The organism is Pseudomonas machongensis (assembly GCF_034961125.1).
GTDB lineage: Bacteria > Pseudomonadota > Gammaproteobacteria > Pseudomonadales > Pseudomonadaceae > Aquipseudomonas > Aquipseudomonas machongensis.
Genome location: NZ_JAYFUI010000099.1, coordinates 49,089 through 73,278, shown reverse-complemented (window position 1 = coordinate 73,278; position 24,190 = coordinate 49,089). Strand labels below are relative to the sequence as shown.

General features: G+C 64.9%; 20 protein-coding genes, 1 pseudogene and 1 riboswitch. Of the genes and pseudogenes, 12 read left to right on the top strand and 9 right to left on the bottom strand.

Going from position 1 to position 24,190, the window contains the following annotated elements:
• From VA602_RS10965 to VA602_RS10945, 5 genes are all read left to right on the top strand, one after another.
• Positions 1 to 457: phosphatidylglycerophosphatase A family protein (locus tag VA602_RS10965; protein WP_323453220.1), on the top strand; the 457-nt coding region annotated here is incomplete at its 5' end.
• A gap of 16 nt (positions 458 to 473) precedes the next feature.
• Positions 474 to 1,217 carry a substrate-binding periplasmic protein gene (locus VA602_RS10960; RefSeq protein ID WP_153774421.1) on the top strand — a complete coding sequence of 248 codons (744 nt, stop codon included), beginning with the start codon at positions 474 to 476 and terminating at the stop codon, positions 1,215 to 1,217.
• Between the two features lie 149 nt (positions 1,218 to 1,366).
• Positions 1,367 to 1,984, top strand: coding sequence for a GTP cyclohydrolase II (ribA, locus tag VA602_RS10955; protein ID WP_186669186.1), 618 nt, complete (start codon positions 1,367 to 1,369; stop codon positions 1,982 to 1,984).
• Positions 1,981 to 2,400 (top strand): hypothetical protein, encoded by a 420-nt coding sequence (locus VA602_RS10950; RefSeq protein WP_063542525.1) that lies wholly within the window; start codon positions 1,981 to 1,983, stop codon positions 2,398 to 2,400. The genes ribA and VA602_RS10950 overlap by 4 nt, the downstream gene beginning before the upstream one ends.
• The gene (locus VA602_RS10945) at positions 2,400 to 3,209 is read left to right on the top strand and encodes a cobalamin-binding protein (protein WP_323453219.1); all 810 of its coding nucleotides are present in this window, start codon (positions 2,400 to 2,402) and stop codon (positions 3,207 to 3,209) included. Before VA602_RS10950 ends, VA602_RS10945 begins: the two co-directional genes overlap by 1 nt.
• Here VA602_RS10945 and VA602_RS10940 read toward each other — a convergent pair.
• The 4 genes from VA602_RS10940 to VA602_RS10925 all read right to left on the bottom strand — a co-directional run bounded on the left by VA602_RS10940 (position 3,187) and on the right by VA602_RS10925 (position 8,360).
• Positions 3,187 to 5,058 (bottom strand): TonB-dependent receptor domain-containing protein, encoded by a 1,872-nt coding sequence (locus VA602_RS10940; protein WP_323453218.1) that lies wholly within the window; start codon positions 5,056 to 5,058, stop codon positions 3,187 to 3,189. The genes VA602_RS10945 and VA602_RS10940 overlap by 23 nt on opposite strands.
• A 104-nt stretch (positions 5,059 to 5,162) precedes the next feature.
• Positions 5,163 to 7,058 (bottom strand): 1-deoxy-D-xylulose-5-phosphate synthase, encoded by a 1,896-nt coding sequence (gene dxs, locus VA602_RS10935; protein WP_323453217.1) that lies wholly within the window; start codon positions 7,056 to 7,058, stop codon positions 5,163 to 5,165.
• A gap of 175 nt (positions 7,059 to 7,233) precedes the next feature.
• Entirely contained in the window at positions 7,234 to 8,121 is an 888-nt protein-coding gene (gene ispA / locus VA602_RS10930; RefSeq protein ID WP_323453216.1) for a (2E,6E)-farnesyl diphosphate synthase, read from the bottom strand.
• A complete protein-coding gene (locus VA602_RS10925) occupies positions 8,118 to 8,360 on the bottom strand; it encodes an exodeoxyribonuclease VII small subunit (RefSeq protein WP_054892757.1) in 243 nt (80 codons plus the stop codon). Before VA602_RS10925 ends, ispA begins: the two co-directional genes overlap by 4 nt.
• A gap of 255 nt (positions 8,361 to 8,615) precedes the next feature.
• Between VA602_RS10925 and VA602_RS10920 the strand changes: the two genes are divergently transcribed.
• The 3 genes from VA602_RS10920 to VA602_RS10910 are packed head-to-tail and all read left to right on the top strand — an operon-like array spanning position 8,616 to position 12,340.
• Entirely contained in the window at positions 8,616 to 10,019 is a 1,404-nt protein-coding gene (locus tag VA602_RS10920) for an MBOAT family O-acyltransferase (protein ID WP_323453215.1), read from the top strand.
• Positions 10,006 to 11,148, top strand: coding sequence for an SGNH/GDSL hydrolase family protein (locus VA602_RS10915; protein ID WP_323453214.1), 1,143 nt, complete (start codon positions 10,006 to 10,008; stop codon positions 11,146 to 11,148). The genes VA602_RS10920 and VA602_RS10915 overlap by 14 nt, the downstream gene beginning before the upstream one ends.
• 1 nt (position 11,149) lies before the next feature.
• Complete coding sequence (locus VA602_RS10910; RefSeq protein WP_323453213.1) at positions 11,150 to 12,340, top strand: SGNH/GDSL hydrolase family protein; 1,191 nt, start codon at positions 11,150 to 11,152, stop codon at positions 12,338 to 12,340.
• A 57-nt stretch (positions 12,341 to 12,397) separates the two neighbouring features.
• Here the strand turns inward: VA602_RS10910 and ribB are convergent.
• The 3 genes and pseudogenes from ribB to rtcR all read right to left on the bottom strand — a co-directional run bounded on the left by ribB (position 12,398) and on the right by rtcR (position 15,824).
• Positions 12,398 to 13,047 (bottom strand): annotated as a pseudogene (gene ribB / locus VA602_RS10905) (3,4-dihydroxy-2-butanone-4-phosphate synthase).
• 79 nt (positions 13,048 to 13,126) lie between these two features.
• Positions 13,127 to 13,268, bottom strand: a riboswitch (FMN riboswitch).
• 312 nt (positions 13,269 to 13,580) lie between these two features.
• Complete coding sequence (locus VA602_RS10900; RefSeq protein WP_323453212.1) at positions 13,581 to 13,847, bottom strand: DUF3077 domain-containing protein; 267 nt, start codon at positions 13,845 to 13,847, stop codon at positions 13,581 to 13,583.
• A 387-nt stretch (positions 13,848 to 14,234) separates the two neighbouring features.
• A complete protein-coding gene (rtcR, locus tag VA602_RS10895) occupies positions 14,235 to 15,824 on the bottom strand; it encodes an RNA repair transcriptional activator RtcR (RefSeq protein WP_323453211.1) in 1,590 nt (529 codons plus the stop codon).
• 591 nt (positions 15,825 to 16,415) lie between these two features.
• On the opposite strand from rtcR, the gene VA602_RS10890 reads away from it, so the two are divergent.
• The 3 genes from VA602_RS10890 to VA602_RS10880 are packed head-to-tail and all read left to right on the top strand — an operon-like array spanning position 16,416 to position 19,619.
• Positions 16,416 to 17,546 carry a slipin family protein gene (locus tag VA602_RS10890; protein WP_063542543.1) on the top strand — a complete coding sequence of 377 codons (1,131 nt, stop codon included), beginning with the start codon at positions 16,416 to 16,418 and terminating at the stop codon, positions 17,544 to 17,546.
• 21 nt (positions 17,547 to 17,567) lie between these two features.
• Positions 17,568 to 18,773 carry an RtcB family protein gene (locus VA602_RS10885; protein ID WP_323453210.1) on the top strand — a complete coding sequence of 402 codons (1,206 nt, stop codon included), beginning with the start codon at positions 17,568 to 17,570 and terminating at the stop codon, positions 18,771 to 18,773.
• A gap of 36 nt (positions 18,774 to 18,809) precedes the next feature.
• The gene (locus tag VA602_RS10880) at positions 18,810 to 19,619 is read left to right on the top strand and encodes a nucleotidyltransferase domain-containing protein (protein ID WP_323453209.1); all 810 of its coding nucleotides are present in this window, start codon (positions 18,810 to 18,812) and stop codon (positions 19,617 to 19,619) included.
• Between the two features lie 172 nt (positions 19,620 to 19,791).
• On the opposite strand, the gene VA602_RS10875 is transcribed toward VA602_RS10880, so the two are convergent.
• Both VA602_RS10875 and VA602_RS10870 read right to left on the bottom strand, forming a co-directional pair.
• Positions 19,792 to 21,270 (bottom strand): serine hydrolase domain-containing protein, encoded by a 1,479-nt coding sequence (locus tag VA602_RS10875; RefSeq protein ID WP_323453208.1) that lies wholly within the window; start codon positions 21,268 to 21,270, stop codon positions 19,792 to 19,794.
• Between the two features lie 28 nt (positions 21,271 to 21,298).
• Entirely contained in the window at positions 21,299 to 22,216 is a 918-nt protein-coding gene (locus VA602_RS10870; RefSeq protein WP_054892768.1) for a LysR family transcriptional regulator, read from the bottom strand.
• Between the two features lie 416 nt (positions 22,217 to 22,632).
• Here VA602_RS10870 and VA602_RS10865 point away from each other — a divergent pair, with 416 nt between their 5' ends.
• The gene (locus tag VA602_RS10865; protein WP_323453207.1) at positions 22,633 to 24,189 is read left to right on the top strand and encodes an ABC transporter substrate-binding protein; all 1,557 of its coding nucleotides are present in this window, start codon (positions 22,633 to 22,635) and stop codon (positions 24,187 to 24,189) included.
• Position 24,190: the final 1 nt, after the last annotated feature.

Below are 24,190 nucleotides of genomic sequence, written 5' to 3'. Positions count from 1 at the left end.
GGTCTGGCGCAATCCATGGCACTTCATCGCGTTCGGCTTCGGCTCAGGTACCTTGCCCAAGGCGCCGGGCACCTGGGGCTCGCTGGTGGCGCTGCCGTTCATCCCGCTGTGGCAGATGCTGCCGGACTGGGGCTACTGGCTGCTGCTGGGAATCACCATGCTGTTCGGCTTCTGGCTGTGCGGCAAGGTGGCGAACGACCTGCGCGTGCACGATCATGAAGGCATCGTCTGGGACGAGATGGTCGGCATGTGGATCACCTTGTGGCTGGTGCCCGAAGGTTGGCAGTGGTTGCTCGCAGGGTTCCTGATGTTCCGCTTCTTCGACATCCTCAAGCCTTGGCCGATCCGCTGGATCGACCGCCATGTGCACGGCGGTGTCGGCATCATGCTCGACGATATCCTGGCTGGCGTGTTCGCCTGGCTGGGCATGCAAGTGCTGGTTTGGGCGGTAGCCTGATACAGGGAGCGGGTCGATGGCCATACGGACTGTGCTGCTGGCGCTGATGCTGGTTTTCCTGCCCTGGAGTGCCGGGGCCGTTGAGTTGCCGAAGCAGGTGCGGCTGGTCAGCGAGGAGTGGATCGACTACACCAACGCCGATGGCAGTGGGGTTGCCTGGGATGTGCTGCGCAAGGTGTTCGAACCGGCCGGGGTGAAGGTCGAGGTAACGAGCGCGCCTTACAGCCGTGCAGTCGGGCTGGTCAAGCGCGGCGAGGCCGATGCCTGGGTGGGTTCGTACAAGCAGGAGAACGAAGACAACCTCTACCCGCGCTGGCACTTCGATATGGACCATATCTATGCATTGGGGCTCGCCAGCAAGCCGGTTCCGACGCTGAACAGCGTCGGCGAGTACCGCCTGGCGTGGGTGCGCGGCTATGACTACCAGAGCTACCTACCCGATGTGAAAAACTTCCGCGAGATCCAGCGCCGCGAAGGCATCCTGCCGATGCTCGAGCATGACCGGGTGGATTTCTATATCGATGCCGAAACCGAAGTGGATTACGTGCTGCACCAGACCAGCAAGCCGCAGGACTTCCGCCGCACCCACATCGCTGAGCTGCCGCTGTATCTGGCCTTTACCCGCAGCGATCAAGGCAAGGCCCTGCGCGACCTGTTCGACCAGCGCATGGAGAAGCTGGTACGCAGTGGCGAGCTGCGGTCGATCTTCGAACGCTGGAAGCAGCCGTACCCGTTCGCTTCCGACAGCCAGCCGCATTGATCGCCGAGGCTCCGACCGCGGGGGGCGTATCGGGCGAGCCTATGCATCGAACTTTTCGATCTTAAGCCGCGAGATTCAGCCTGCGCATGCCCGCTGGGCTGCTGATACAATCTGGCCCATTGAAATTTCCTACTTATCAGGAGCACAACGTGCCCGTCGTCTTTGTTGCCGCCTCCAAACTCCCAACGCCCTTTGCGACATTCACCATGCATGGCTTTCTCGACGAAGCCAGCGGCCGCGAGCATGTGGTGCTCAGCCTGGGTGATATCGCCGATGGTGAACCGGTGCTCGGGCGTCTGCACTCCGAATGCCTGACCGGCGACGCTCTGTTCAGCCAGCGTTGCGACTGCGGCTCGCAACTGGAAGCCGCGCTGCAGGCCATCGCCCGTGAAGGTCGTGGCGTGTTGCTGTACCTGCGTCAGGAAGGTCGAGGCATCGGCCTGTTGAACAAGATCCGCGCCTATGAGCTGCAGGATGGCGGTGCCGATACCGTCGAGGCCAACGAGCGCCTGGGCTTTGCGGCCGACCAGCGTGACTACGCCATGTGCCTGCCGATGCTCGAGCACCTGGGCGTCAAGTCGCTGCGCCTGATGACCAATAACCCACGCAAGGTCAAAGCCCTGACCGACATGAGCATCGTGGTTGCCGAACGCGTGCCGCTGCACACTGGCCACAACCCGCACAACCGCCTGTACCTGGCGACCAAGGCCGACAAGCTCGGTCACATGATGGGCAACCGTCACCAGGGCGAGGCGCCCCAGGCGTGACCCGTGGCCAGGTGAAGCGGCGCCTGGCGCTGGCCTGGTGGCAGTATCTGGCTGTCGGGCTGGTGCCGCTACCGGTCATGGCCTGGGCTTTTGGTGGCAGTGAAGCGCTGATTCCGGTGCTGGCGATGCCACTGTTCATTGCCGGTGCGGCCACCATGTTTCTCAGCCTGCCGCGCTTCGGTGCCTACAAGCGGGCGCTGATCGCCACCTCCAAGGTGCTCGACACCCCCGAAGAGCCCGCCGCCTGGATCGAACTGGCGCGGGTTCGTCGCCTGGCAATGACCTACGCCTGCTTCCCGGCCTGGATCGCCGCGCTCTCGGTGCTGGTGGGGCTGGAGGCGGTGCCGCAGGTGCTGCTGGCGTTGTCCACCGTGGTGCTGCTCTACCTCTACCGCATCCCGCGCCAACTGGGCTGATGCGCGCCTTTTTCGTTGCCGTGCTGCTGTCGATCGGTGCATTTGCCGAGGCTGGGCCGCGCGTGATCAGCCTCGGGCCGTCGATGACCGAGATCGTCCTGGAGCTTGGGGCGGACGATCTGCTGGTGGGCGTGCTCGACAGCGGCGAGCGGCCGCAGCGTCTGAAGGATCTGCCGTCGGTTGGGCGTTACGGACAATTGGACATGGAGCGCCTGCTGGCGCTCAAGCCCGACCTGTTGCTGCTCTGGCCCGGCAGCGTGCCCCCGGCCCAGCGTGATCAGTTGCGCCAGTTGGGCATAGCCACGTTCAGCAGCGAGCCCCACGACCTGGAGCAACTGATCGAGCAGATCCAGGCCATCGCCGTTCGCCTGGGGCGTGCCGAGCAGGGGCAGCGCTACGCTGACAGGTTGCGTGAGCGCCTGGCCGACCTGCGCGAGCGCTATCGCCGCGAACAGCCACTCAAGGTGTTCTATCAGGTCTGGGATCAGCCGTTGTACACCCTGGGTGGCCGTCAGGTGGTGAGCGATGCACTGGCGGTCTGTGGGGCGCGCAACGTCTTTGCCGACCTTGAGCAGCCTGCGCCGCAGGTGAGCGTCGAGTCGGTGCTGGCGCGCGACCCTGATGTGATCCTGGCCGGCGACGCTGCGCAGTTGGCTGGTTGGAAGGCCTGGCCAAAGCTCAGCGCCGTTGCCGGTGGGCACCTGCTGGTGGTGCCCGACAAGGGCCTGGAGCGCCCCAGCGGACAAATGATCGAAGCGACGGCGCGCCTGTGTGCGCTGCTGGCGTCTACAGCGCCGGTGTCCAGGTAAGGCTCAGCAGCCAGGTGCGGCCTTCTTCGCGGTAGCCGTAGTCACTGCCGTCATAGTTGTAGAGCGCGCGGCTGTAGCCTTTGTCCAGCAAGTTATCCACCTTGGCCTCGAACTTCAGCGCATCGCTTGCCGCCCAGCTGCCGCGCAGGCCCAGCAGTGCATATCCGCCGAGCCTGTTGCGATTGGCCTCGTCGTCATAGCTGTTGCTCAATGCCTGCCAGCTCGCCCCCACACTGAAACGCTCGAACTGTCGGTCCAGGTCCAGGCTCAAGGTTCGGCGGGCGCGGCGAGCCAGGGTATGGCCGGTGTCACGGTCACGTGGGTCGATCACGGCCAGGCCGAGTTGGCTGCGCCACGGGCCCCAGTCCTGGGTCAGTGACATCTCCATGCCGTTGATCCGCGCCGAGGCAACGTTTCGCGGGATCGAGCCCTCGCCGAAAATGATCGCATCGCGCAGATCGGTGCGGTACAGCGAGGTTTCCAGGCGGCTGCTGCCGCTCAACTGGCTGCGCCATTGCAGTTCGTAGCTCCTGGAGCGCTCAGGGTCGAGGTCAGGGTTGCTGTACTGCGGGTAGTACAGGTCGTTGAAGGTGGGGGCGCGAAACCCTTCGCTGTACGACAGCAGCAGGTCGTTGTCGATGTTCAGCGGCAGGGTCAGGCTGGCGCTCCAGGTGGTCTGGCCGCCGAACTGCTGGTTCTGGTCGCGCCGCACGCCCAATTCGGTGGAGAAACTTTCGCCGCTGTAGCGATGCTGGAGGAAGGCCGCCCGGTTGTAGCGGCTGTCCTCGGCGAAGTCGGTGCTGCCGTACACCCGGTCCTGATACCAGTCGGCGCCCAGCGAGAGGTTGTTCCGTGCATCGAGGGCGAGATCATTCTGCCAAGTGATCTGGCCGCGATAGGTGTTGAACACGCTGCCATCGTCGCTAAGCTTGTCGCGCTTGCGGTCGCGGTTCTCGCTATGGCCGATCTCCACGCGCGAATGCCAGAGGTCGCTGAGCTGGGCATCGATATAGGTGCCCAGGCTGCTGACGGTGAAGTCGGTGTAGGGTTTCTGGCCGAAGCTTTCGAAGCTGACGGGGTCGAATCGGCCGAAGGGGTTGTCGTATTCGCTGCGCCCCCGGCTGTCGAGCAGGTTCACCCCGGCCTCGAAGCGCTCACCGAAGGTGTGGCTCAGGCTCAGGTTGAAAGACTTGTTGCGGTAGGCGTCGTGATCGCCATCGCTGGCGAAGGACGGCCCGGTCGAATCGATCCCTGCGGTTTCGTCGAGGCTGGCGCCGAGGTTGAAGCGTGTCTGGCCATCGCCACCGGACATTCCCAGGCTGCGCTGGAAGGTCTGGTTGCTGCCGGCCGCCAGGCGCAGCCGCGGTTGCAGGCCGGGGCCGCTGGCGCGTCGGGTGAAGATCTGGATCACCCCGCCGATGGCGTCGCTGCCGTAGACCGCCGAGCGCGAGCCACGCAGCACTTCGACGCGCTCGATCTGGTCGACGTCGAGAAACTGCAGGCCGCTGTCGCCGGAGGTGGCGTTGGCAATGCGTACGCCATCGACCAGCACCAGGCTCTGCGCGGCCTTGGTGCCGCGGATGAAAATCCCGGGCAGGCTGCCGCGGCCACCGGTGGGGGCGACTTGCACGCCGGGCACGCGGGTCAGCAGGTCGGTGACGCTGGAGGGCTGCAGACGGTCGATGTCGGCGCGGGTGAAGACCGTGTTGGCGGCGCTGGTGGCGCTGCGCGATTCGACTTCGCGGTTGGCGCTGATCAGCACGTCGGGGAGCTTCAGGGCGTTGTCGCGTTCGGCGGCCAGCAAGGGCAGAGGGAGGCAGAGCAGCGGTGCAAAGGTCAGGATTTTCATGGGCAGTACAATAGCATTCGCGGGCGAGCCCGCTCCCACAGGGTTTCTACAGTACTCGAATACTGTGCGATCCCTGTGGGAGCGGGCTTGCCCGCGAAAGGGCCTTACAGGCCGAGCTTGGCCATGCGGGCTTTCACCGAGGCCTCGATGCCAGCAGCATCCAGCCCGCACTCGGCCAGCATCTGCGCAGGCTTGGCATGCTCGACATAGATATCCGGCAAGCCCAGGTGCAGCAGTGGCTTGACCACCGCCTCACGCGCCAGGAACTCGCTGACCGCCGCACCGGCGCCGCCCATGATGGCATTTTCCTCGATGGTCACCAGCAGCTCATGGCTGCCGGCCATCTCCAGTACAAGCGCTTTGTCGAGCGGCTTGACGAAGCGCATGTCGACCACGGTGGCGTCGATCTGCTCGGCCACCTGCAGCGCTTCGGCCAGTTGCACGCCGAACACCAGCAGCGCGACTTTCGAACCCCGGCGACGAATCACACCCTTGCCGATTTCCAGCGGCTCCAGGTCGCCGTCGATCGGCGCGTTGGGGCCGGTGCCGCGCGGGTAGCGTACGGCGGCCGGGCCTTTGTACAGGTGCCCGGTGCTGAGCATCTTGCGCAGCTCGTTCTCGTCGCTCGGGGTCATCACCAGCATGCCGGGGATGCAGCGCAGGTACGAGAGGTCGAAGCTGCCAGCGTGGGTCGGGCCGTCCTCGCCGACCAGGCCGGCGCGGTCGATGGCGAACAGCACGTCGAGGTCCTGTACCGCCACGTCGTGGATCAGCTGGTCGTAGGCGCGCTGCAGGAAGGTCGAGTAGATCGCCACCACCGGCTTGGCGCCTTCGCAGGCCATGCCGGCAGCGAAGGTGACGGCGTGCTGCTCGGCGATCGCCACGTCGAAGTAGCGCTCCGGGAAGCGCTCGCTGAAGGCGACCAGGTCCGAACCTTCCTTCATTGCCGGAGTGATGCCCACCAGGCGGTTGTCGGCGGTGGCCATGTCGCACAGCCACTGCCCGAACACGGCGGAATACTTGGGCCCGCTGGGCTTTTTCGGCGCGGCGGGCTTGTCGACAGGTTCGAGCTTGGTGATGGCGTGGTAGCCGATCGGGTCGACCTCGGCGGGGGCGAAACCCTTGCCTTTCTTGGTGACCACGTGCAGGAACTGCGGGCCCTTGAGGTCGCGCATGTTGCGCAGGGTGGCGATCAGCGTCGGCAGGTCATGACCGTCGATCGGGCCGATGTAGTTCCAGCCCAGCTCCTCGAACAGGGTGCCGGGCACCAGCATGCCCTTGGCGTACTCTTCGGTGCGCCGGGCGATCTCCCAGGCGCCGGGCAGGCGCGACAGCACTTTCTTGCTGCCTTCGCGCATGCTCGCGTAGGTGCGGCTGGACAGGATCTTGGCCAGGTAGTTGGACAGCCCGCCGACGTTGCGCGAGATCGACATGTCGTTATCGTTGAGGATCACCAGCATGTCGGCATCGACTTCCTGGGCATGGTTCAACGCTTCGAAGGCCATGCCAGCGGTCAGCGCGCCGTCACCGATCACGGCGATGGACTTGCGCGGGTCGTTCTGCAGACGGGCGGCGATGGCCATGCCCAGTGCGGCGCTGATCGAGGTGCTCGAGTGGCCGACGCCGAAGGTGTCGTACTCGCTCTCGCTGCGGCGCGGGAAGGCAGCGACGCCGTCTTTCTGACGCAGGCTGAGCATGCGCTGGCGACGACCGGTGAGGATCTTGTGCGGGTAGGCCTGATGACCGACGTCCCATACCAGACGATCGTCCGGGGTGTCGAAGACGTAGTGCAGGGCGATCGTCAGCTCGATGACGCCCAGGCCTGCGCCGAAGTGCCCACCGGTCTGGCCCACGGTATAGAGCAGCTCCTGGCGCAGTTCGTCGGCCAGGCTCTCCAGGTCGGCTTCGGCTAGCCGGCGCAAGCCGGCTGGCGTGTCGGCGCGGTCCAGCAGAGGCGTGACCGGGCGTTCGCGGGGGATCTCTTGAAACGTCGTGGGCATCAGGCGAGTCGTTATAGGTTTGAAGACGCGGCAGTTTACCCCATTGTGGGAAAAGTGCCCATTGGACCACGGGTTACGCCGACCCTGTGGGAGCGGGTTTGCCCGCGAAGACGGCGGTAGGCCCGGCATCGCATTCGCGGGTAAACCCGCTCCCACAGGGGATTGGCATCAACGCTTAATGGCGGCGCTCGACGATATAGCGCGCCAGCGCCCGCAGCGGCTCGGCGCTTTCGCCGAACCCTTCAAGTGCGACCAGCGCCTGGTCGCGCAGTTCGATCGCATAGGCCTTGGCGGCATCCAGGCCGAGCAGGGCGGGGTAGGTTGGTTTGTCACGAGCGATGTCGGCGCCCTGGCGCTTGCCCAGGGTGGCGGTATCGCTTTCGACGTCGAGGATGTCGTCCTGCACCTGGAACGCGAGGCCGATGGCCTGTGCATAAGTCTGCAAGGCATCCAGTTGGGTGGCTTCGGCACGGCCGCTGGCCAGGGCGCCGAGACGCACGCTGGCCTCGATCAGTGCGCCGGTCTTGTGCCGGTGCATGTATTCCAGGGCCTGCTGGTCGAGCTTGACTCCGACCGAACCGAGGTCGATGGCCTGGCCGCCGACCATGCCGGCCGGGCCTGCGGCCTTGGCCAGGGCCTGGACCATGGCCAGGCGGATGGCATCAGGCTGCGGGCTCAGGTGCGCATCGAGCAGCGCGCTGAAGGCCAGGCTCTGCAGGCCGTCGCCAGCGAGGATCGCGCAGGCTTCGTCAAATGCCTTGTGGGTGGTCGGCTGACCGCGGCGCAGGTCGTCGTCGTCCATGGCTGGCAGGTCGTCATGCACCAGCGAGTAGGCATGGATCAGCTCTACCGCGCAGGCCGCGCCGTTGGCTTGCTCGGGCGCAACGCCAAAGGCTTCGCAGGCGGCGTAGGCGAGCAGCGGGCGTACACGCTTGCCGCCGTTCATCACGCTGTAGCGCATCGCTGCGTAGAGCCGTTCGAGCTCCTTGGACGGCGCCATGAACAGCGGCTCGAGGGCGGCGTCGACGCGCGCCTGGCAGGCGCTCTGGTAGCTGTTGATCATTCCTGCGGTTCCGCGTCGAAGGGCTCGGCGGCCAGTTCGCCGTCACGCTCCAGGAGGATCTGCACCTTCTGTTCGGCCTGGGCCAGCGCGCCCTGGCAGTCGCGGGTCAGGGCGATCCCCTGCTCGAACGCTGCCAGCGACTCTTCCAGCGACAGCTCGCCGGTCTCCAGGCGCTCGACCAAGGCTTGCAGGTCGGCGAGGGATTGTTCGAAATCGATGGAGGTTTTCTTGCGGGCCATGGCGACTGTCTCGGTGGCGTTTTTAACGGCGCGACACTAGCAGAGCGGGGCGGGGGGAGCAAATTGCGGTACCTCCCAGGAGGCAATCCGTTGGTAGTATTTTGTTGCACTTGCTTCAGAAGTTTCTTATTGCAATTTGAGACGTGGTCGGATTGTGACCCCAAGGGGGCTCTGCCATAATCCCGCGCGCTCTGGCCTGGGCATCTTGATGGCCTTGGGCCATCTTCTTCTCGACGTCACGTAACGGACTACGTTGTGAGCTTCCTTTCGATCGAATTCGGCCTCTGTTTCACGCTCTTCTTCATTGTCTACTGGAGCCTGTGCTGGAGCCTGCGCCTGCAGAACCTGCTGCTGCTTGCGGCCAGCTACGGGCTGGTGGCGAGTTTCAGCCTGCAATCGTTGTACATCCTGCTCGGCTACAGCGTGCTGGTGTATCTGCTGGGGTTGCTGGCTGCGCGCCAGCCCGGCCGCTGGCTCAATGGCCTTTTACTGCTGGCGCTGGTATTGGGGTGTTTCTACCTCTTCAAGTACCAGGAGTTCTTCGCCGCCAGTGTGCAGGGCGCATTCACGGCTGTCGGGCTCGAGGTGTCGCTGCCGGTGCTCGAGCTGCTGGTGCCGATTGGCCTGTCGTTCTATGCCTTCCATTCGGTCAGCTACCTGGTGTCGATCAACCGCGGCGAGATGGCCTCGGCGCCGCCGTTGGACCTGGCGCTGTACCTGGCCTTCTTCCCCAGCCTGATCGCAGGGCCGGTCAATCGCGCGGCGCATCTGTTGCCGCAGATCCGCCCGCAGGCCATGCGTGAAGTGCTGGAGCCGCAGCGGGCGCTTGGCCTGATCGCCCTGGCGGTGGTCAAGCTGTTCCTGCTCAGCGGCTGGCTGGGCAGCCAGTGGGTCGATCCGGTATTCGAAACCCCGGGCAGCTTCACGCCCGAGCAGGTGCTGCTCAGCGTCTATGGCTACAGCTTCCTGATCTATTTCAACTTCAGCGGCTATACCAACCTGGTCACTGGCATTGCCCTGCTGCTGGGTTTTCGCCTGCCGGAGAACTTCAACGCGCCTTATGCCGCGCGCAACCTCAAGGAGTTCTGGGGGCGCTGGCACATCAGCCTGTCGCGCTTCATTCGTGACTACATCTACATCCCCCTGGGCGGCAATCGCAAAGGGGTGTGGCGCGGCAACCTGAACATGCTGTTGGCCATGCTGATCTCCGGGCTGTGGCACGGCGCGAGTCTGAATTTCATTCTCTGGGGTGCGCTGCATGGGGTGGGGCTGGCGCTGTACAAGCTGTTCGAGCAGTTGTGGCCGGGCTTTGTGCGCCTGCCGGGCAGCGGGCTGCTGGCGCGCCTGCTGACGTTCCACTACGTCGCCTTCGCCTGGATCTTCTTCCGCAGCCCAACTCTGGATGGCGCCTGGGAGATGCTTGGCGATATCGCCCAGGTCAGCCTGGCCGGGCTCGACTCGGCCACCGGTGTAGCGCTGCTGGCCTGTGTGTTGTACGTCGCCACGTATCCACAGTGGCTGGCGTCCCTGCGCCAGGGCTTCGTAGCTAGCCAGCGTCTGCCCTGGCAACTGTACCCACTGCCACTGGCGATCTTCGTGTCGCTGGTGATCTTCGCGTCGCAATCGGGTGTGCCGGGGTTCATCTATGCAAGCTTCTGATATCCGTCAGCTGGTCCGGGTGCAGATGGGCGCGGCGCGCACGCTGTATGCCATGGTGGTCGCCACAGGCCTGCTGTTCTGGCTGAACCAGGACTCGATCAGCCTGTATTGCCAGCAGAAGTATCACGACAGTTGCGAACTGCCGGTGTTGGGGCAGTTGCCAGCCTGGCGCCTGGGCGCGGGCCTGACCACAGCGCTGGAGCAGGGCCGCGACAGCTTCCTCGACAGCCTCAACGGGCAGGTTGCGGTGGCGAGTACAGAGCCTGTGGTGGAACTGCCGCCGCCGATGCCGGTGGTGAGTGTCGATCTGCAGGCGCCTGTGGCCGGGCCTGAGCATGTCGCTGCAGCTGCCCCGCACCCTGTCGCACCGGCACCGGCACCGGCACCGGCACCGGCACCGGCACCGGCGCCACCGCCCGCTGCCGTGGTGGTGAAGCCACCGCTGCCGCAGATGGTCGCACCGGGCACCCTGGCGTCGTTGGCGGCGGGCGATGAAGTGTTCCTGGTGGGGGACTCGCTGATGCAGGGCGTCGCCCCGCACCTGGCCAACAGCCTGCGCAAGCGCTACCAGATCCACACCATCAACCTCAGTCGGCAGAGCACAGGGCTTGCCTACCCGGGCTTCTTCAACTGGCCGAAGACTGTGGCCGACACGCTCGCCAGCGCGCCGAAGGTTCGCCTGATGGTGATATTCCTCGGCCCTAACGACCCGTGGGACATGCCCCAGGGCAAGGGCAAGCCGTTCCTGCGCTTCAAGTCGCCGGAGTGGGAAGTGGCCTACCGTGAGCGCATCGACGCGATCCTCGAGCAGGCCCGCGAGCACAATGTCCAGGTGATCTGGGTCGGCCCGCCGAACATGGAGAAGTCGCGGCTGTCGACGGCGATGAGCTACCTCAGTGGCCTTTATCAGGAGCGCACCCAGCAATTCGGCCAGCACTACGTCTCGGCCAACCCGATTCTCGGCTATCCCGACGAGCAGTTCTCGTATACGGTGCAGACGCCGGAGGGCAAGCGGGTCAAGGTCCGGGTCGACGACGGCATTCATTTCACCATCACGGGCCAGAAGATGATCGCCGCGCAGGTACTGTCACTGATCAGCTTCCCGGTCCTGACTGCAACAGGACATTGAGATGCGCCTATGGCATCACCTGCTGGGCGTGGCGCTGCTGATCAGCGCCTTGCCCGCGTGCAGCACCGGCGCCAGCGCGCCACCCCAGCCTGCGGCCAAGCCCGCCGTTGTCGCCAATGTGCGCGACGACGGCAACCTCGCGCTGCTCGCCGGCAAGTTCCGCAATGCCGGCCGTGCGCCCATTTCCATCGTCCAGCTGGGGGATTCGCACACCGCTGCCGACCTGTTCAGCGGTGAGTTGCGCAAGCTGCTGCAGGCCCGCTATGGCGACGGTGGCATTGGCCTGGTGCCGGCTTCGCCCGTGCCGGGAATTCGCAACGACCGCGTGATCGTCAGCAGCGAGCGCCGTCAGTGGGAACTGGTTTCTGCGCGCAACCAGCAGAGCAGCCAGTTTCCGTTGGGTGGCTACCTGTCGCTGCCGGTGGTCGATCGCCCCGGCGTGAAGATCCAGGCCCGCGACCCCGACGAACAACGCTACCGGATCTCGGCCCTGTATCAGGCAACGCGCAGCAGCACGTTGGTGGCCAACGGCAGCCAGCGCCGCATGCTGCCGGCCACCAACGGTGAGTGGCGCTTCAGCCCAGCCTTCATCAATCTCGGCCTGCCGGTGCAACTGAGTGTGGAGGGTGTCCAGGGCGTGGCGCTGGGTGGTTGGTATATCCAGGGCCAGAAAAACGCCGGGGTCACCTATTCGTCGCTGGGTATCAACGGCGCACGGCTAGAGGTGGTCGACAAGTGGCAGGCGGGTTGGCAAGGCACGCTCAAGGCGCTGCGGCCTGACCTGGTGATCCTGGCCTATGGCACCAACGAAGCCTTCGACGACAAGCTCGATCTTGCCCTGTACCAGTCGCAGTTGGAGGCCACCTTGGCCCGGCTGCGCCAGGAAATGCCCAAGGCGGCCATCCTGCTGGTCGGGCCGCCTGACTCGATCAAGCAGCGCAAGGCCGCCAGTTGCGCTGCGCGCCAGCCACAGCCGCTGGCGAGCGTGATCCGCATCCAGCGCCAGGCGGCGCAGAAGTACAAGGCACTGTTCTGGGATTGGCAGGCAGGGATGGGCGGGCCGTGCTCGATTGTCGCCTGGCAGGCCAGCGGCCTGGGGCGACCAGACCTGGTACACCTGACTGCCGAGGGTTATCGCAAGAGTGCGGCGATGTTGTACGCCTATCTCAAGGGGCAACTGGGGCTGCGCTGAGTGCTGTACTGGTAGGAGCGGGGCAAGCCCGCTCCTGCCAAAGAGCAGCGCTGCAGATCAGGCGGGTTGTGCCTCAAGCTCCAGCATCGCTTCGCGATAGCGCGCCAGCTCCTCGATGGTCACTACCGGCAGGTTGTACTGGCGCGCATACACGGCCACCTGCTCGCCCCGGGCCATGCTGCCGTCGGGGTTCATCAGCTCGCACAGCACCGCGGCGGCCGCAACCCCGCCCCCCGCGCCAGGTCCACCGAGCCTTCGGTATGGCCGCGACGGGTCAGCACGCCGCCATCACGCGCACGCAATGGGAACACATGGCCAGGGCTGACGATGTGACGCTGCTCGGCGGTCGAGCGCAGTGCGGCCTCGATGGTGGTGATCCGGTCCTGTGCCGACACGCCGGTGCTCACGCCCTCGGCCGCCTCGATGGTGACGGTGAAGCCGGTGCCGTGGCGGGCCTGGTTGTTCTGCACCATGGGTGCGAGCTGCAGGGCATCGACCGTGGCTTCATCCAGGCACAGGCAGACGATGCCGCTGCAATCGCGAATCATCATGGCCATGGTCTGCAGTGACAGGTTTTCGGCGGCGGCGACGATATCGGCTTCGTCCTCGCGATCGTCGTCGTCGAGCAGCAGCACGGGGCGCCCGGCCTGGAAGGCGGCGATGGCGGCGGTGACGTTAGGGAATTTCGAGTGGTGCAAGGTGGACATGAAACGCTCCTCGTGAATGATCGATGAACGTCTCGGGGCGAACAAAATGCGCGCGCAAGGGCGCCCGATGGCCCCGCGCTTGCGCCTTCTTTCATCCGGACTATGACCGTCGGCTCTGGAGTCTCACCAGATCTGCTGACCCCCGGCATGGCCGGGGCGCTCGCGGGCTCATCTTTCGATTTACCGCCGGTGGGGACTTTCACCCCGCCCTGAAGACCGGGGGAGCATACCGCAAACCGACCGTTTGCTGGCAAGCCCTGCTTAAGTCGATGCCCGCCTTCCCCTTGATCCCTGTAGGGGCAACTGTCTTGCTCAAAAATCTGAGGCCTGCCCAATCCCTGTGGGAGCGGCGGTTCGGCGTCCCGGCTAGTCCCGCGATCGGGCGCGCAGCGGCCGTAAAATCAGGCCCCGAGGTGTTTCAGGAAAAGATAGTCGCCTGGATTGCGGCCGCTGCGCGCCCGATCGCGGGACTAGCCCGCTCCCACAGGGATAGGGCTGAACTTTAAATTTTGGGTCAGACAGTTGCCCTCAGATCAGTGCAGCCTGCCGCGCTCGACATCCGTCATCAGCGCTTTGGCAAAGGCGCTCAGGTAGTCGGCGGCGGTCAGCAGCCGGGCGTCCTGCTCCATCAGCCCTTCGTGCAGCAGGTGGCGGATGCAGGCAAGCAGGTTCATCACTTCGTCGTAGGCATGTTCGGCGGGAATGCCGGGCAGGATGCGGAACATGTCCACAGGCGGGTTGCCGGATTCGTGGAAGGACTCCAGGCCGGCAGTCACGGGTGGTTTCGGGTCATCACTCATGGCTTGCTCTCCAGTGCTTGAGTGGAGAGGTCGAGAGGTGGGTCGGGGACGATCTTTTTCATGTCGATAGCTCCTGCAAATTCAAGGAACCGCCAGCACTATCTTTCTCACGGATCGGGTGGCAGTCGTGCACGGGGTGAGAAAACCGAGGGAGCTACAAGGCTCGGCCAGACCGAGGTCTGCCCGTACACGACTGCCATAAAGGCATGCCTAGTAACTCCGATTCGGGTTCTCACACCCGGCCGCAATATCGCGACCCAGGGACGTTATTCCTGAGGTGATTTCCCGACAACAGAGAAGCTTCGGCAAGGCGCGTAGGATACTTCCCAAGCCCACTTGGCCCGAAGCATTTGGTTTCAGATTGGGAAACGTCCTACGGCCTAGCTATCACCCCTGACCCTTCACCTGCTGCCAATCCAGCCCGAATCGCGCCAGGTACTTGCGCAGGCGATCGGCGTCGTTGGGGTTGGCCTTCTCCTGGCGCGACACCGCGAACAATTGGCGCCCGGCCTCGGACAGGCTTGCTGCGCGGCGACAAACGCCGATCACCGCCTGCAACTGCACCTGGTCGAACAGGTCCAGTTCGCGCCCGGCCAGTACCGGCTCGCTCTCGCCCTCCAGCCCCCAGGCATGACGCAAACGCTCGATCTCCTCTGCCACCAGGGCTTCGTCTATTCGCCCGCTGTCTGCCAGCGTCGCCATGCGCGTGATCGAGGCCGACAGCTCGCGGAAGTTTCCAGCCCAGCGGGCTTCGCTGGCGTGGGCGAAGGCCAGGTAGCTGCGCTTGGCCTCCAGATTGAAACGCACCTGTCGGCCTTGTTCGCGGGCATGGCGCTGCAACTCGAAGTCCAGGTTCGGCTCGATGTCTTCGCGCCGCTGCGCAAGCCCCGGCAGGGCGAAGGTCCACAGGTTGATACGGGCGAACAGGTCTTCGCGAAACGAGCCTTCGGCGACCTTCGCGCGCAGGTCGCGATGGGTACCGGCGATCAGTTGGAAGTCGCTCTGCACTTCGCGGTCCGAGCCCAGCGGGAAGAAGCGCTTCTCTTCGATGGCCTTGAGCAGCATGGCCTGCTCGTCGGCGCCAAGCTCGCCGATCTCGTCGAGAAACAGCATGCCGCCGTCGGCAGCGCGCAGCAGGCCATCGCGGGCGTTCTGCGCACCGGTAAAGGCGCCCTTGGCATGGCCGAACAGGGTCGACATCGCGCCATCGCCGCGCAAGGTCGCGCAGTTGACCTCGATGAACCGCCCCTGCAACTGGTGCCGGCCGCGCTTGAGCTCGTGAATGCGCCGGGCCAGGAACGACTTGCCGGCGCCGGTAGGCCCGACCAGCAGGATCGGTGCCTTCGAGCGCAGGGCGACGCGCTCGATCTGTTCGATGGTGCGGTTGAATGCCGCGTTGCGCGTGGCAATGCCGGACTTGAGCAGCGACTGCGCCTCGACCTGCTCGTGGCGAAAGCGCGAAGCGATCAGGTCGTAGCGCGACAGGTCAAGGTCGATCAGCGTGGCGATACCGGCCGGGTCGCTGGCTTCGTCGTGCTTGCGTGAGGGCGAGGTCTGCACCAGGCGTGCGGGCAGGTAGCGCGCTTCGGTGAGCAGGAACCAGCAGATCTGCGCGACATGGGTGCCGGTGGTGATGTGCACGAGGTAGTCCTCGCGCTCGGTGTCGAAGGGGTAGCCGCTGGAGAAGTCGTGCAGGGCGCCATAGACCTCTTCGAAATCCCATGGGTTACGCAGGCTGAGCGGGTGCAGCCGCACCTCGGTGTGGGGTGACACCTGCTGGACGTCGGCGCGGATGCGTTCGGCCAGGCTGATGTCGCGTACGCCGGGGCCGTGAATCAGCTCCAGGCGATCGAGCGGCAGGTCTGGCTGGCGGCACAGGCCGATCGTGGGGCGCCAGCGGTTCCAGCGTGCGGCGCCCTTGCCATTGCGGTCGAGGGTGGTGCCGAGAAAACCGATGGCAACACGGGCTTTGCTCATGAAGTTATCCCAAAAGATAAAGTGTTATCCAAACATATATGAATTATCGAGTTTCCTGCTGCCGCTGAAATTGTCAGAAAACCGAATAGAAAAAATAAATCGTTAAAAATCAATAATTTAAAAAATAACTCGAACAGTTTTTAAAGCTGGCACGCCGCTCGCAATATCCCTCTCGACCGAATCGCCAGGCAGGCCCAAGGGCAAGGGGTTGAGACCCCGCTGGTGCACGTACCCACTCAGGTGTCGGTGTCGTGCATGCCGCCGCCGCAACGACCGGTCGCCCTGTGCAGTACCCGTGAAACGGCTGCGCAGACGCTCGCCGGGAAGCCCCGGCACTACCCTCCTAAGGTAGCTGTGAACGTAACACCCGCTGGTGCGGTGCAGGTCAGGCAAGCAGGGCCAGGATGGCCCCTCGACGGCCACGGACGCCTGCACCACCGCCGGCCCACCCGGCCTGCCGGCCGGACCTGACGCAACGAAGGACGCCGCCTGAGCTCTGCTCACGGTGCCTGACTCCGCCAGGTCTCGCCCGCAGTGCCCGGTGCGCCGGCACCACCGGCAACCCTGGATATGGATGAAAAGGATAGAAAGATGAAATTGTTCAAACGCTTTGTCGTGAAGAAGAACGAACGTGGCCTGCTGCTCGATGAAGGCGACTTCGAGGCCATTCTCGAGCCTGGGCAGTATTCGCGTGTCGACTGGCGCGACCGGCTGACGGTGCAGACCTTCAGCCTCAATTCCCCGCTGTTCGACCATCCGCTGGCAGGCTACCTGCGTCAGCACCAGCCGCAGTTGGTCGAGCAGTATTTCGAGCGCATGGACCTGGGCGAGCATGAGCTGGGCCTGCGTTTCGAGGACGGTCGGCTGGTCGAGCTGCTGGCACCGGACAGCCGTCGCCTGTACTGGAAGGGCCAGGCCCGGCAGACCCTGGAGCGAGTCGATCTGAGTGGCGGACGGCGCGTGGCGCCTGCATTGCTCGCACGCTTGAACCGTCCGGGCATGGCCGGCCTTGAGCATGTGTTGCTGGTCAGCGTGCCGGCGTTCCATGTCGGCGTGCTGAAGATCGACGGTGCCGTGTTCGACTTGCTCGAAGCCGGGCAGTATGGCTTCTGGCGCTGCGGTAGCCAGGTAACGGTGGAAACCGTCGACACCCGTGTGCAGGCGCTGGAGGTCGGCGGCCAGGAAATCCTTACCCGCGACAAGGTGAACCTGCGTCTGAACCTGGTCGCCAACTGGCGCTACGCCGACGTGCTGATGGCCCATGCACGCTTCAGCAAACCGGTGGAGCACCTGTACCGTGAACTGCAATTCGGTCTGCGCGCCGCAGTGGGGACTCGGACCCTGGATGAGTTGCTGGAAGACAAGCAGTTCATCGACGACAGCATCAGCCGCCACCTGCAGACGCAACTGCCGGGCAGCGGTCTGGAAATCAGCAGCCTCGGGGTGCGCGACATCATCCTGCCGGGCGAGATGAAGACCCTACTGGCGCAGGTGGTGGAGGCGGAAAAGGCGGCGCAGGCCAACGTGATTCGTCGCCGTGAGGAAACCCAGGCGACGCGCTCGCTGCTCAACACCGCCAAGGTGATGGAAGGCAGCCCGACGGCCCTGCGCCTGAAGGAGCTGGAAACCCTGGAGCGGGTGGCCGAACGCATCGACCGGATCTCGGTATTCGGTGGTCTGGATCAGGTATTGAATGGCTTGGTCAGCCTCAAGGCAGGCTGATCGAACACGAGGAACAAGGACATGAACCTGTTGGAAGTGGCCGGCGGCAAGCCGATCAAACTGTGGACCGATGGCGTGCCGGTCGAGGACGACGCGCGTCGGCAACTGATGAACACCGCACGCATGCCGTTCATCTTCAAACACCTTGCGGTGATGCCGGACGTGCACCTGGGCAAGGGCTCGACCATCGGCAGTGTGATCCCCACCGTGGGTGCGATCATCCCGGCAGCGGTTGGCGTGGATATCGGTTGCGGCATGATCGCCGCACGCACCTCGCTGCACGCGCGCGACCTGCCGGACAACCTGCATGGCCTGCGCAGTGCCATCGAGAAGGCCGTGCCCCATGGCAAGACGTTCGGTCGTCGTGACCAGGGCGCCTGGGGCGAAGTGCCGAGCCAGGCCGACCAGACCTGGGGCCGCCTGGCCGGACGTTTCAAGGTGATCACCGACAAGCATCCGCAGCTGGAGAAGACCAACAACCGCAGCCACCTCGGCACCCTGGGCGGCGGCAACCACTTCATCGAAGTCTGCCTGGACGAGGCCGACCGGGTCTGGTTCATGCTGCACAGCGGTTCGCGTGGGGTGGGCAATGCCATCGGTAACCTGTTCATCGAGCTGGCCCAGGCCGACATGCGTCAGCACCTGGCCAACCTGCCGGACAAGGACCTGGCCTATTTCGAGGAAGGTAGCCGGCATTTCGCCGACTATGTCGAGGCGGTGGAGTGGGCGCAGGACTTTGCCCGGCAAAATCGCGAACTGATGATGCAGGCGGTGGTGGCAGCGACCCGCAAGGTGCTGGGCAGGCCTTTCGAGGCCAGCCTGGAGGCGGTCAACTGCCATCACAACTATGTGCAGCGTGAGCAACACTTCGGGCGCGAAGTGCTGGTGACCCGCAAGGGCGCGGTATCGGCGCAGAAGGGTGAGCTGGGCATCATTCCCGGCTCCATGGGGGCAAAGAGCTTCATCGTCCGTGGGTTGGGCAATGAAGAGGCTTTTTGCTCGTGCAGTCACGGTGCAGGGCGGGTGATGAGCCGGACCAAGGCCAAGAACCTGTTCACCGTCGAGGACCAGGAGCGTGCCACGGCCCATGTGGAGTGCCGCAAGGACAAAAGTGTGATCGACGAGATTCCGATGGCCTACAAGGATATCGATGCGGTCATGCATGCCCAGCGCGAGCTGGTGGAGGTTGTGCACACCCTGCGTCAGGTGGTGTGTGTGAAAGGTTGAAGCGGCGCCAGGGGCGCCCTGACAAGGAGTGAAGATATGTACCAGGACGACCCACATCCACTGTCCGACGCCATGCGCGTGCGGGTGCTCGAAGAACTGCAGCGCATCGAGCGCGAGCATGACGTGACTGTGCTGTACGCCTGCGAGTCCGGCAGCCGCGCCTGGGGCTTCGCCTCGCCGGACAGCGACTACGACGTGCGTTTCGTCTATGTGCAGCGTGCCGAGTGGTACCTGCGCGTGGAGGAACCGCGCGATGTGATCGAGCGACCCCTGAGCGATGAGCTGGACGTCAGTGGCTGGGAGTTGCGCAAGGCATTGCGTTTGCTGCGAGGTGCCAATCCGAGCCTGCTCGAGTGGCTGGGCTCGCCGTTGGTGTACCGGGCCGACGAACAGGCCCGTGAGCAACTGGGCGCGCTGGCTCGTGCGTTCTATTCGCCGCGCGCGGTGCGCCATCACTACCTGTCGATGGCCCGCAAGAACCTGCGCGGCTATCTGCTGGGTGACACGGTGCGGCTAAAGAAGTACCTCTATGTGATCCGCCCGTTGCTGGCGGTGCGCTGGATCGACCAGGGCCTGGGTATGCCTCCGACTGCGTTCACGGCACTGCTCGAGCGAACCGTCGATGAGGCGGATGTGCGCCAGGCGATCGATCAGTTGCTCGAGCGCAAGCGCCGGGCGGGCGAGACGCAGCACGGGCCGCGGGATGACGTGCTGCACCGGTTCATCGAGGCCGAGCTGGCGCGGGCCGATACGGTCGAGGTGGCGCGTGGCGAGCGCAGCGACACTGGGGTGCTGGATCGCTTTCTGCTGGAGACGGTCGGGCGGTTTCAGGCGCAGTACGGTTGAGCCTGTGATTTCGAGGCTGGCGCAGCATCTGTGGGAGCGGGCTTGCCCGCGAAAAGGACACCGCGCTGCCTGGCACGGGCTACGCCCGTGTTCGCGGGACAAGTTGGAGCGCCGAACCACCGCTCCCACAGGGATTGGGCTGGTCTTTAGATTTTGAGCAAGACAGTTGCTGCTACACGTGTCGGGTCGGGTTGTGAGTGCTCATTCCATGCAGCGGCTCCCAGACACGGATGCCGCTGTTGATGTTCACGCTGCGCTCCAGGCAAACCCGTTCGCCTGCAAAGCTCAGGCACACCCGATCGCGGAATGCCGAGCGCGGGTACACCCATTCCAGCTCCAGTCGATCTGCCGCCACCCAGCGCGCCGTCGCCACCACCGGTGCATCGCGCAGTGCATAGCCATGGTGCAGTTGTGCCCCCGGCAACGAGCTGGTCCCCGCGACCCAATGATCGATCCCGGCTTCGATGCGCTCGCTGCCCGTCGCCTCTACCCACTCCATCACCAACCGCTCCCCCACCTGCAACAGGTTCAGCGTTTCGATGCCATACGGATTGGCCTCGAGCGCAAAACTCATCCGCGCAGGGAGCGGCAGGGTCGGACGTGCGAGCGAGCGCAGTGGTTGCTCTTCGGCGAAACGCTGGAGCACCTCGCGTAGCCGTTCGTCACCTGCGGCCCCAGCCTGTTCACCGCGCAGCGCCGCGCTCAGATGACGATCGATGAAAGGCGTCACCTGCGCCGACTTCTCCATCGCGCCGAATACCGCCAGCGTGGCGCGCTCGCCGGGGATCACGGCGGCCATCTGGGCGAACACGCCCACGGCGCTGTAGCCGTTCGCCGGGCGGTCGGTCCACCAGTGATAGCCATAGCGACTGCCCTCGCCACCCTGGGCGCGCGTTGCCGCCTCCACCCACGCCTGCGGCAGAACCTGCTCGCCGTTCCAGCGCCCGCCGTCGCGGTGCAGCATGGCCAGCTTGAGGACATCCACAGGCCGCGCCGTCAGGCCGTTGCCGCCGGGGCTGATGCCTTCGGGGCTGATGTCCCAGTGCTGCGCCTCGAAGCCCAGCGGCTCGAGCAGGCGCGGCTTGAGGTAGTCATGCAGGGTGACGCCAGCAACCTGGGTCAGCACTGCGGAGAGCATGTAGCTGGCGGCGCTGGTGTAGACGAAGTCGGTGCCCGGCGCGCTGGTCAGCGGGATGCGGAAGAACTCCTCGACCCAACTGCCGTCGATGCCGCGCCAGATCGAGCCGGAGGTGTTGCCGCCGTGGCCGGTGCGCATGGTCAGCAGGTGCTCGACGGTGATTTGCGCGGCGCGTGGGTCGGTGGCGCCTGCCGCCGCTTGCGGGAAGAACTTCGCCAGAGGGTCGTCCAGGCGCAGCAGCCCTTTGTCGATGGCCAGGCCGATGGCGCAGGCGGTGAAGCTCTTGGTGATCGAGTGGGTCACCCGTGGCGTCAGCGAATCGTACGGCCAGCGCCAGGCGTCCACCACCAGCACGCCGTCGCGCTCGAGCATCACCCCGTGCAGTTCGAGCCCGGCCTGTTGCACCGCCTCGAGAAAGGCGGCGACCTCGAAGCCGTCGATGCCGACGCTGGAGGGCAGCCCACGGGGCAGGTCATGGGCGGCAGGCTGATCGGCGGTGATTGGCTGGGGCATGGGTATTCCTCATGATGCGGGGCGTTGTTCAGTCGGCGGTGCGCGGGTGGACCAATCGGCTGTAGGACACCAGCATGCCGATGAAGACCTGGGCCACGCTGGTCAGCGTCGCGTTCTTGCGGGTGATCAGGGCCACGTCGCGGTGGCTCAGGCGCTCCTCGATGGGGATCTTCACCAGCGAGGAGGAGAACAGTTTCAGCGACGGAATGATCGCCGGCTCGATGGTCAGGTAGTCGGTCTCGGCGACGATGTGCAGGGTCTCGAGCAGCGATTCGGTGGTGATACCGATCTTCGGCATGCCCAGCCCGTGGGCGCGGAACAGCTCGATCAGGCGGCCCTCGGTGCCACCGACCAGGCCGTCGCGGCGCACGCTGATCCATTTGCATTGGGTCAGGTCGCGTACCGAGCGGGCATCACGCAGCGGGTGATCCTTGCGTGCGATCACCCCGGCGCGGGACGCGTGCAGGCGCTGGATGGACAGGTCGATTTCATCGACGTGGGCGGGCAGGGCGCACAGGGCGAAGTCCAGGCGGCCTTCGCGCAGTTTCTCGATGAGGATCTTGGTCGAACCGCTGGTCACCTCGAGGCGGGTCTGCGGGTGCTGCGAGGTAAAGCTTTCGAACACCGGCACCAGCAGTTCGGCCAACGGTTCGGAGGTGACGCCCAGGGCTACATGGCCCTGGGGTTCGACCAGGGCACGGACGTCAGCCACGGCGCGGTCGCAGTCCATCAGGATGGCGCGGGCGTGGGCGATGAAGCGCTGGCCGGAGTCGCTGAGGCGGATGCCCTGGTTGGTGCGGTGCAGCAACGGGCCGCCGAGCTCGCGCTCCAGCGCCTGGACCGACTGGGTGAGGGTGCTTTGCGCGATGTTCAGTGCGCGGGCCGCAGCCCGGAAGCTGCCCATGTCGACCACGGAGCAGAAGGCGCGCAGGTGGGTCAGGGTCATTATTGTTCGAACTCCGCAGGGTGCGTGGGGGCCGTGCTTGATGCGGCCATGTTAGAGAGCGATCGAATTTGCCGTCAGTGCGCTTTTGCTGATCCCGATAGCTTTATTGGATCAGGTGTTTCCGGGCGAAGAGCCCGTTATGACCAGCGCAGCATGGCCTTTGCCGAACGATTTTGGCAGGGGTGCACGGCAAGTCTGCGATCAGCGTGATTGGCTATGCCACTCATGATCGGAATTTATGTGCTTACGCAGCGACGCCACCTGAGACAGGATGCGCCAGGCATCGCTACCGGGCCTCGGGCGTACGTCACCCCAGAGCCACGGTCATAACAACAACAACGAGTTCCCGGATCGGGGCGCAACCTTTCACGACTCTGCCGCCGACTGCATTGGATCTCGAGCCCGAGGGGAATAACTTGAACAAGACTCTGATTCTGATGACTGGCCTGATGGCCTCCATCTGCGCCAACGCTCAGACACAAAACACCCTGAATGTCGCCCTCAACGCCGACATCCGCAGCACCCAGCCAGGCGTCAACCGCGACACCAACTCCGATGCGGTGGTGCTGCACCTGTTCGAAGGCCTGGTCGCCTTCCGCGAAGACGCAAGCGTCGGCCCGCTGCTGGCCAAGGAGGTCGTCACTTCCGACGACGGCCTGACCTACACCTTCAAGCTGCGCGACGGCGTCACCTTCCACAACGGCAAGCCGCTGACCTCCAAGGAAGTGCTCTGGACCTGGCAGCGCTACATGGACCCGGCCACCCAGTGGCGCTGCACCGCGTCGTTCGACGGCCACAGCGGCGCGAAGATCGTCGATATCAAGGCCCCTGACGCGCAGACCGTGGTCTTCACCCTCGACCAGCCCAACGCCCTGTTCCTGGCGAGCATGGCGCTGCCCGAGTGCGGTGGCAGCGGCATCATGCACCCCGACTCGGTGGTCAATGGTGAGTGGACCACGCCGATCGGCACCGGCCCGTTCAAGCTGGCGACCTGGAAGCCGGGTCAATACGTCGACCTGGACCGTTTCGCCGAATACAAGGCGCGCGACGAGGCTGCCGATGGCTATACCGGCAACAAGTCGACCACCCTCGACCGCGTGCACATGACCATCATCCCGGATCCGGCCGCCGCCAAGGCTGCGCTGCTGTCGCGCAACGTCGACATGCTCAACGACGTCAGTGCCCTGGAAGCCAAGGAGCTCGAAGCGCTGCCTGGCGTGCGTATCTCGGCGAGCACCACCATGTCGACCAGCGCCGTGCTGTTCCAGACCAAGGACCCGCTGTTTTCCGACGTGCGCATGCGCCAGGCATTGGCACATGCGCTGGACACCAGCACCATCGTCACCGCGCTGACCGAAGGCCGCTCCAAGCCCAACCCTTCGATGGTCGCCTTGGGCAGCCGTTACCACACCGCTGCGCAGGACAAGGGCTGGGGCTATTCACCCGAAGAAAGCAAACGGCTGCTCAAGGAGGCCGGCTACAAAGGCCAGCCGATCCAGCTGATCACCAACAAGCGCTACCCGAACATGTTCGACATCGCCGTCTATGTGCAGGCCATGGCCAGCCAGGTCGGCCTGAACATCCAGTTGCAGACCATGGAATGGGGCACCCAGCTCGAGCGCTACCAGAGCGGTAACTACCAGGTGATGGTTTCCACCTATTCCGAGCGCCTGGACCCAGCGCTGAACTACGACGCCGCCACCGGCGACAAGAGCAAGGAGCCGCGCAAGGTCTGGGATGACGCCAAGGCCCGCGAACTGATCGCCGAAGCCCGCCGCGAAGGCGAGCCGGCCAAGCGCCAGGCGCTGTTCGACGAGCTGCACAAGGACATGCTGCGCGACCTGCCGCTGATCCCGCTGTACAACGGCAATGCCATCACCGTGACCCGCGAGTACGTCCAGGGCCAGCGCCCATGGCCGGTGTCCAAGCCGCGCCTGTGGATGATCAGCCTCGATAAACAGGGGAAGAGCTGAC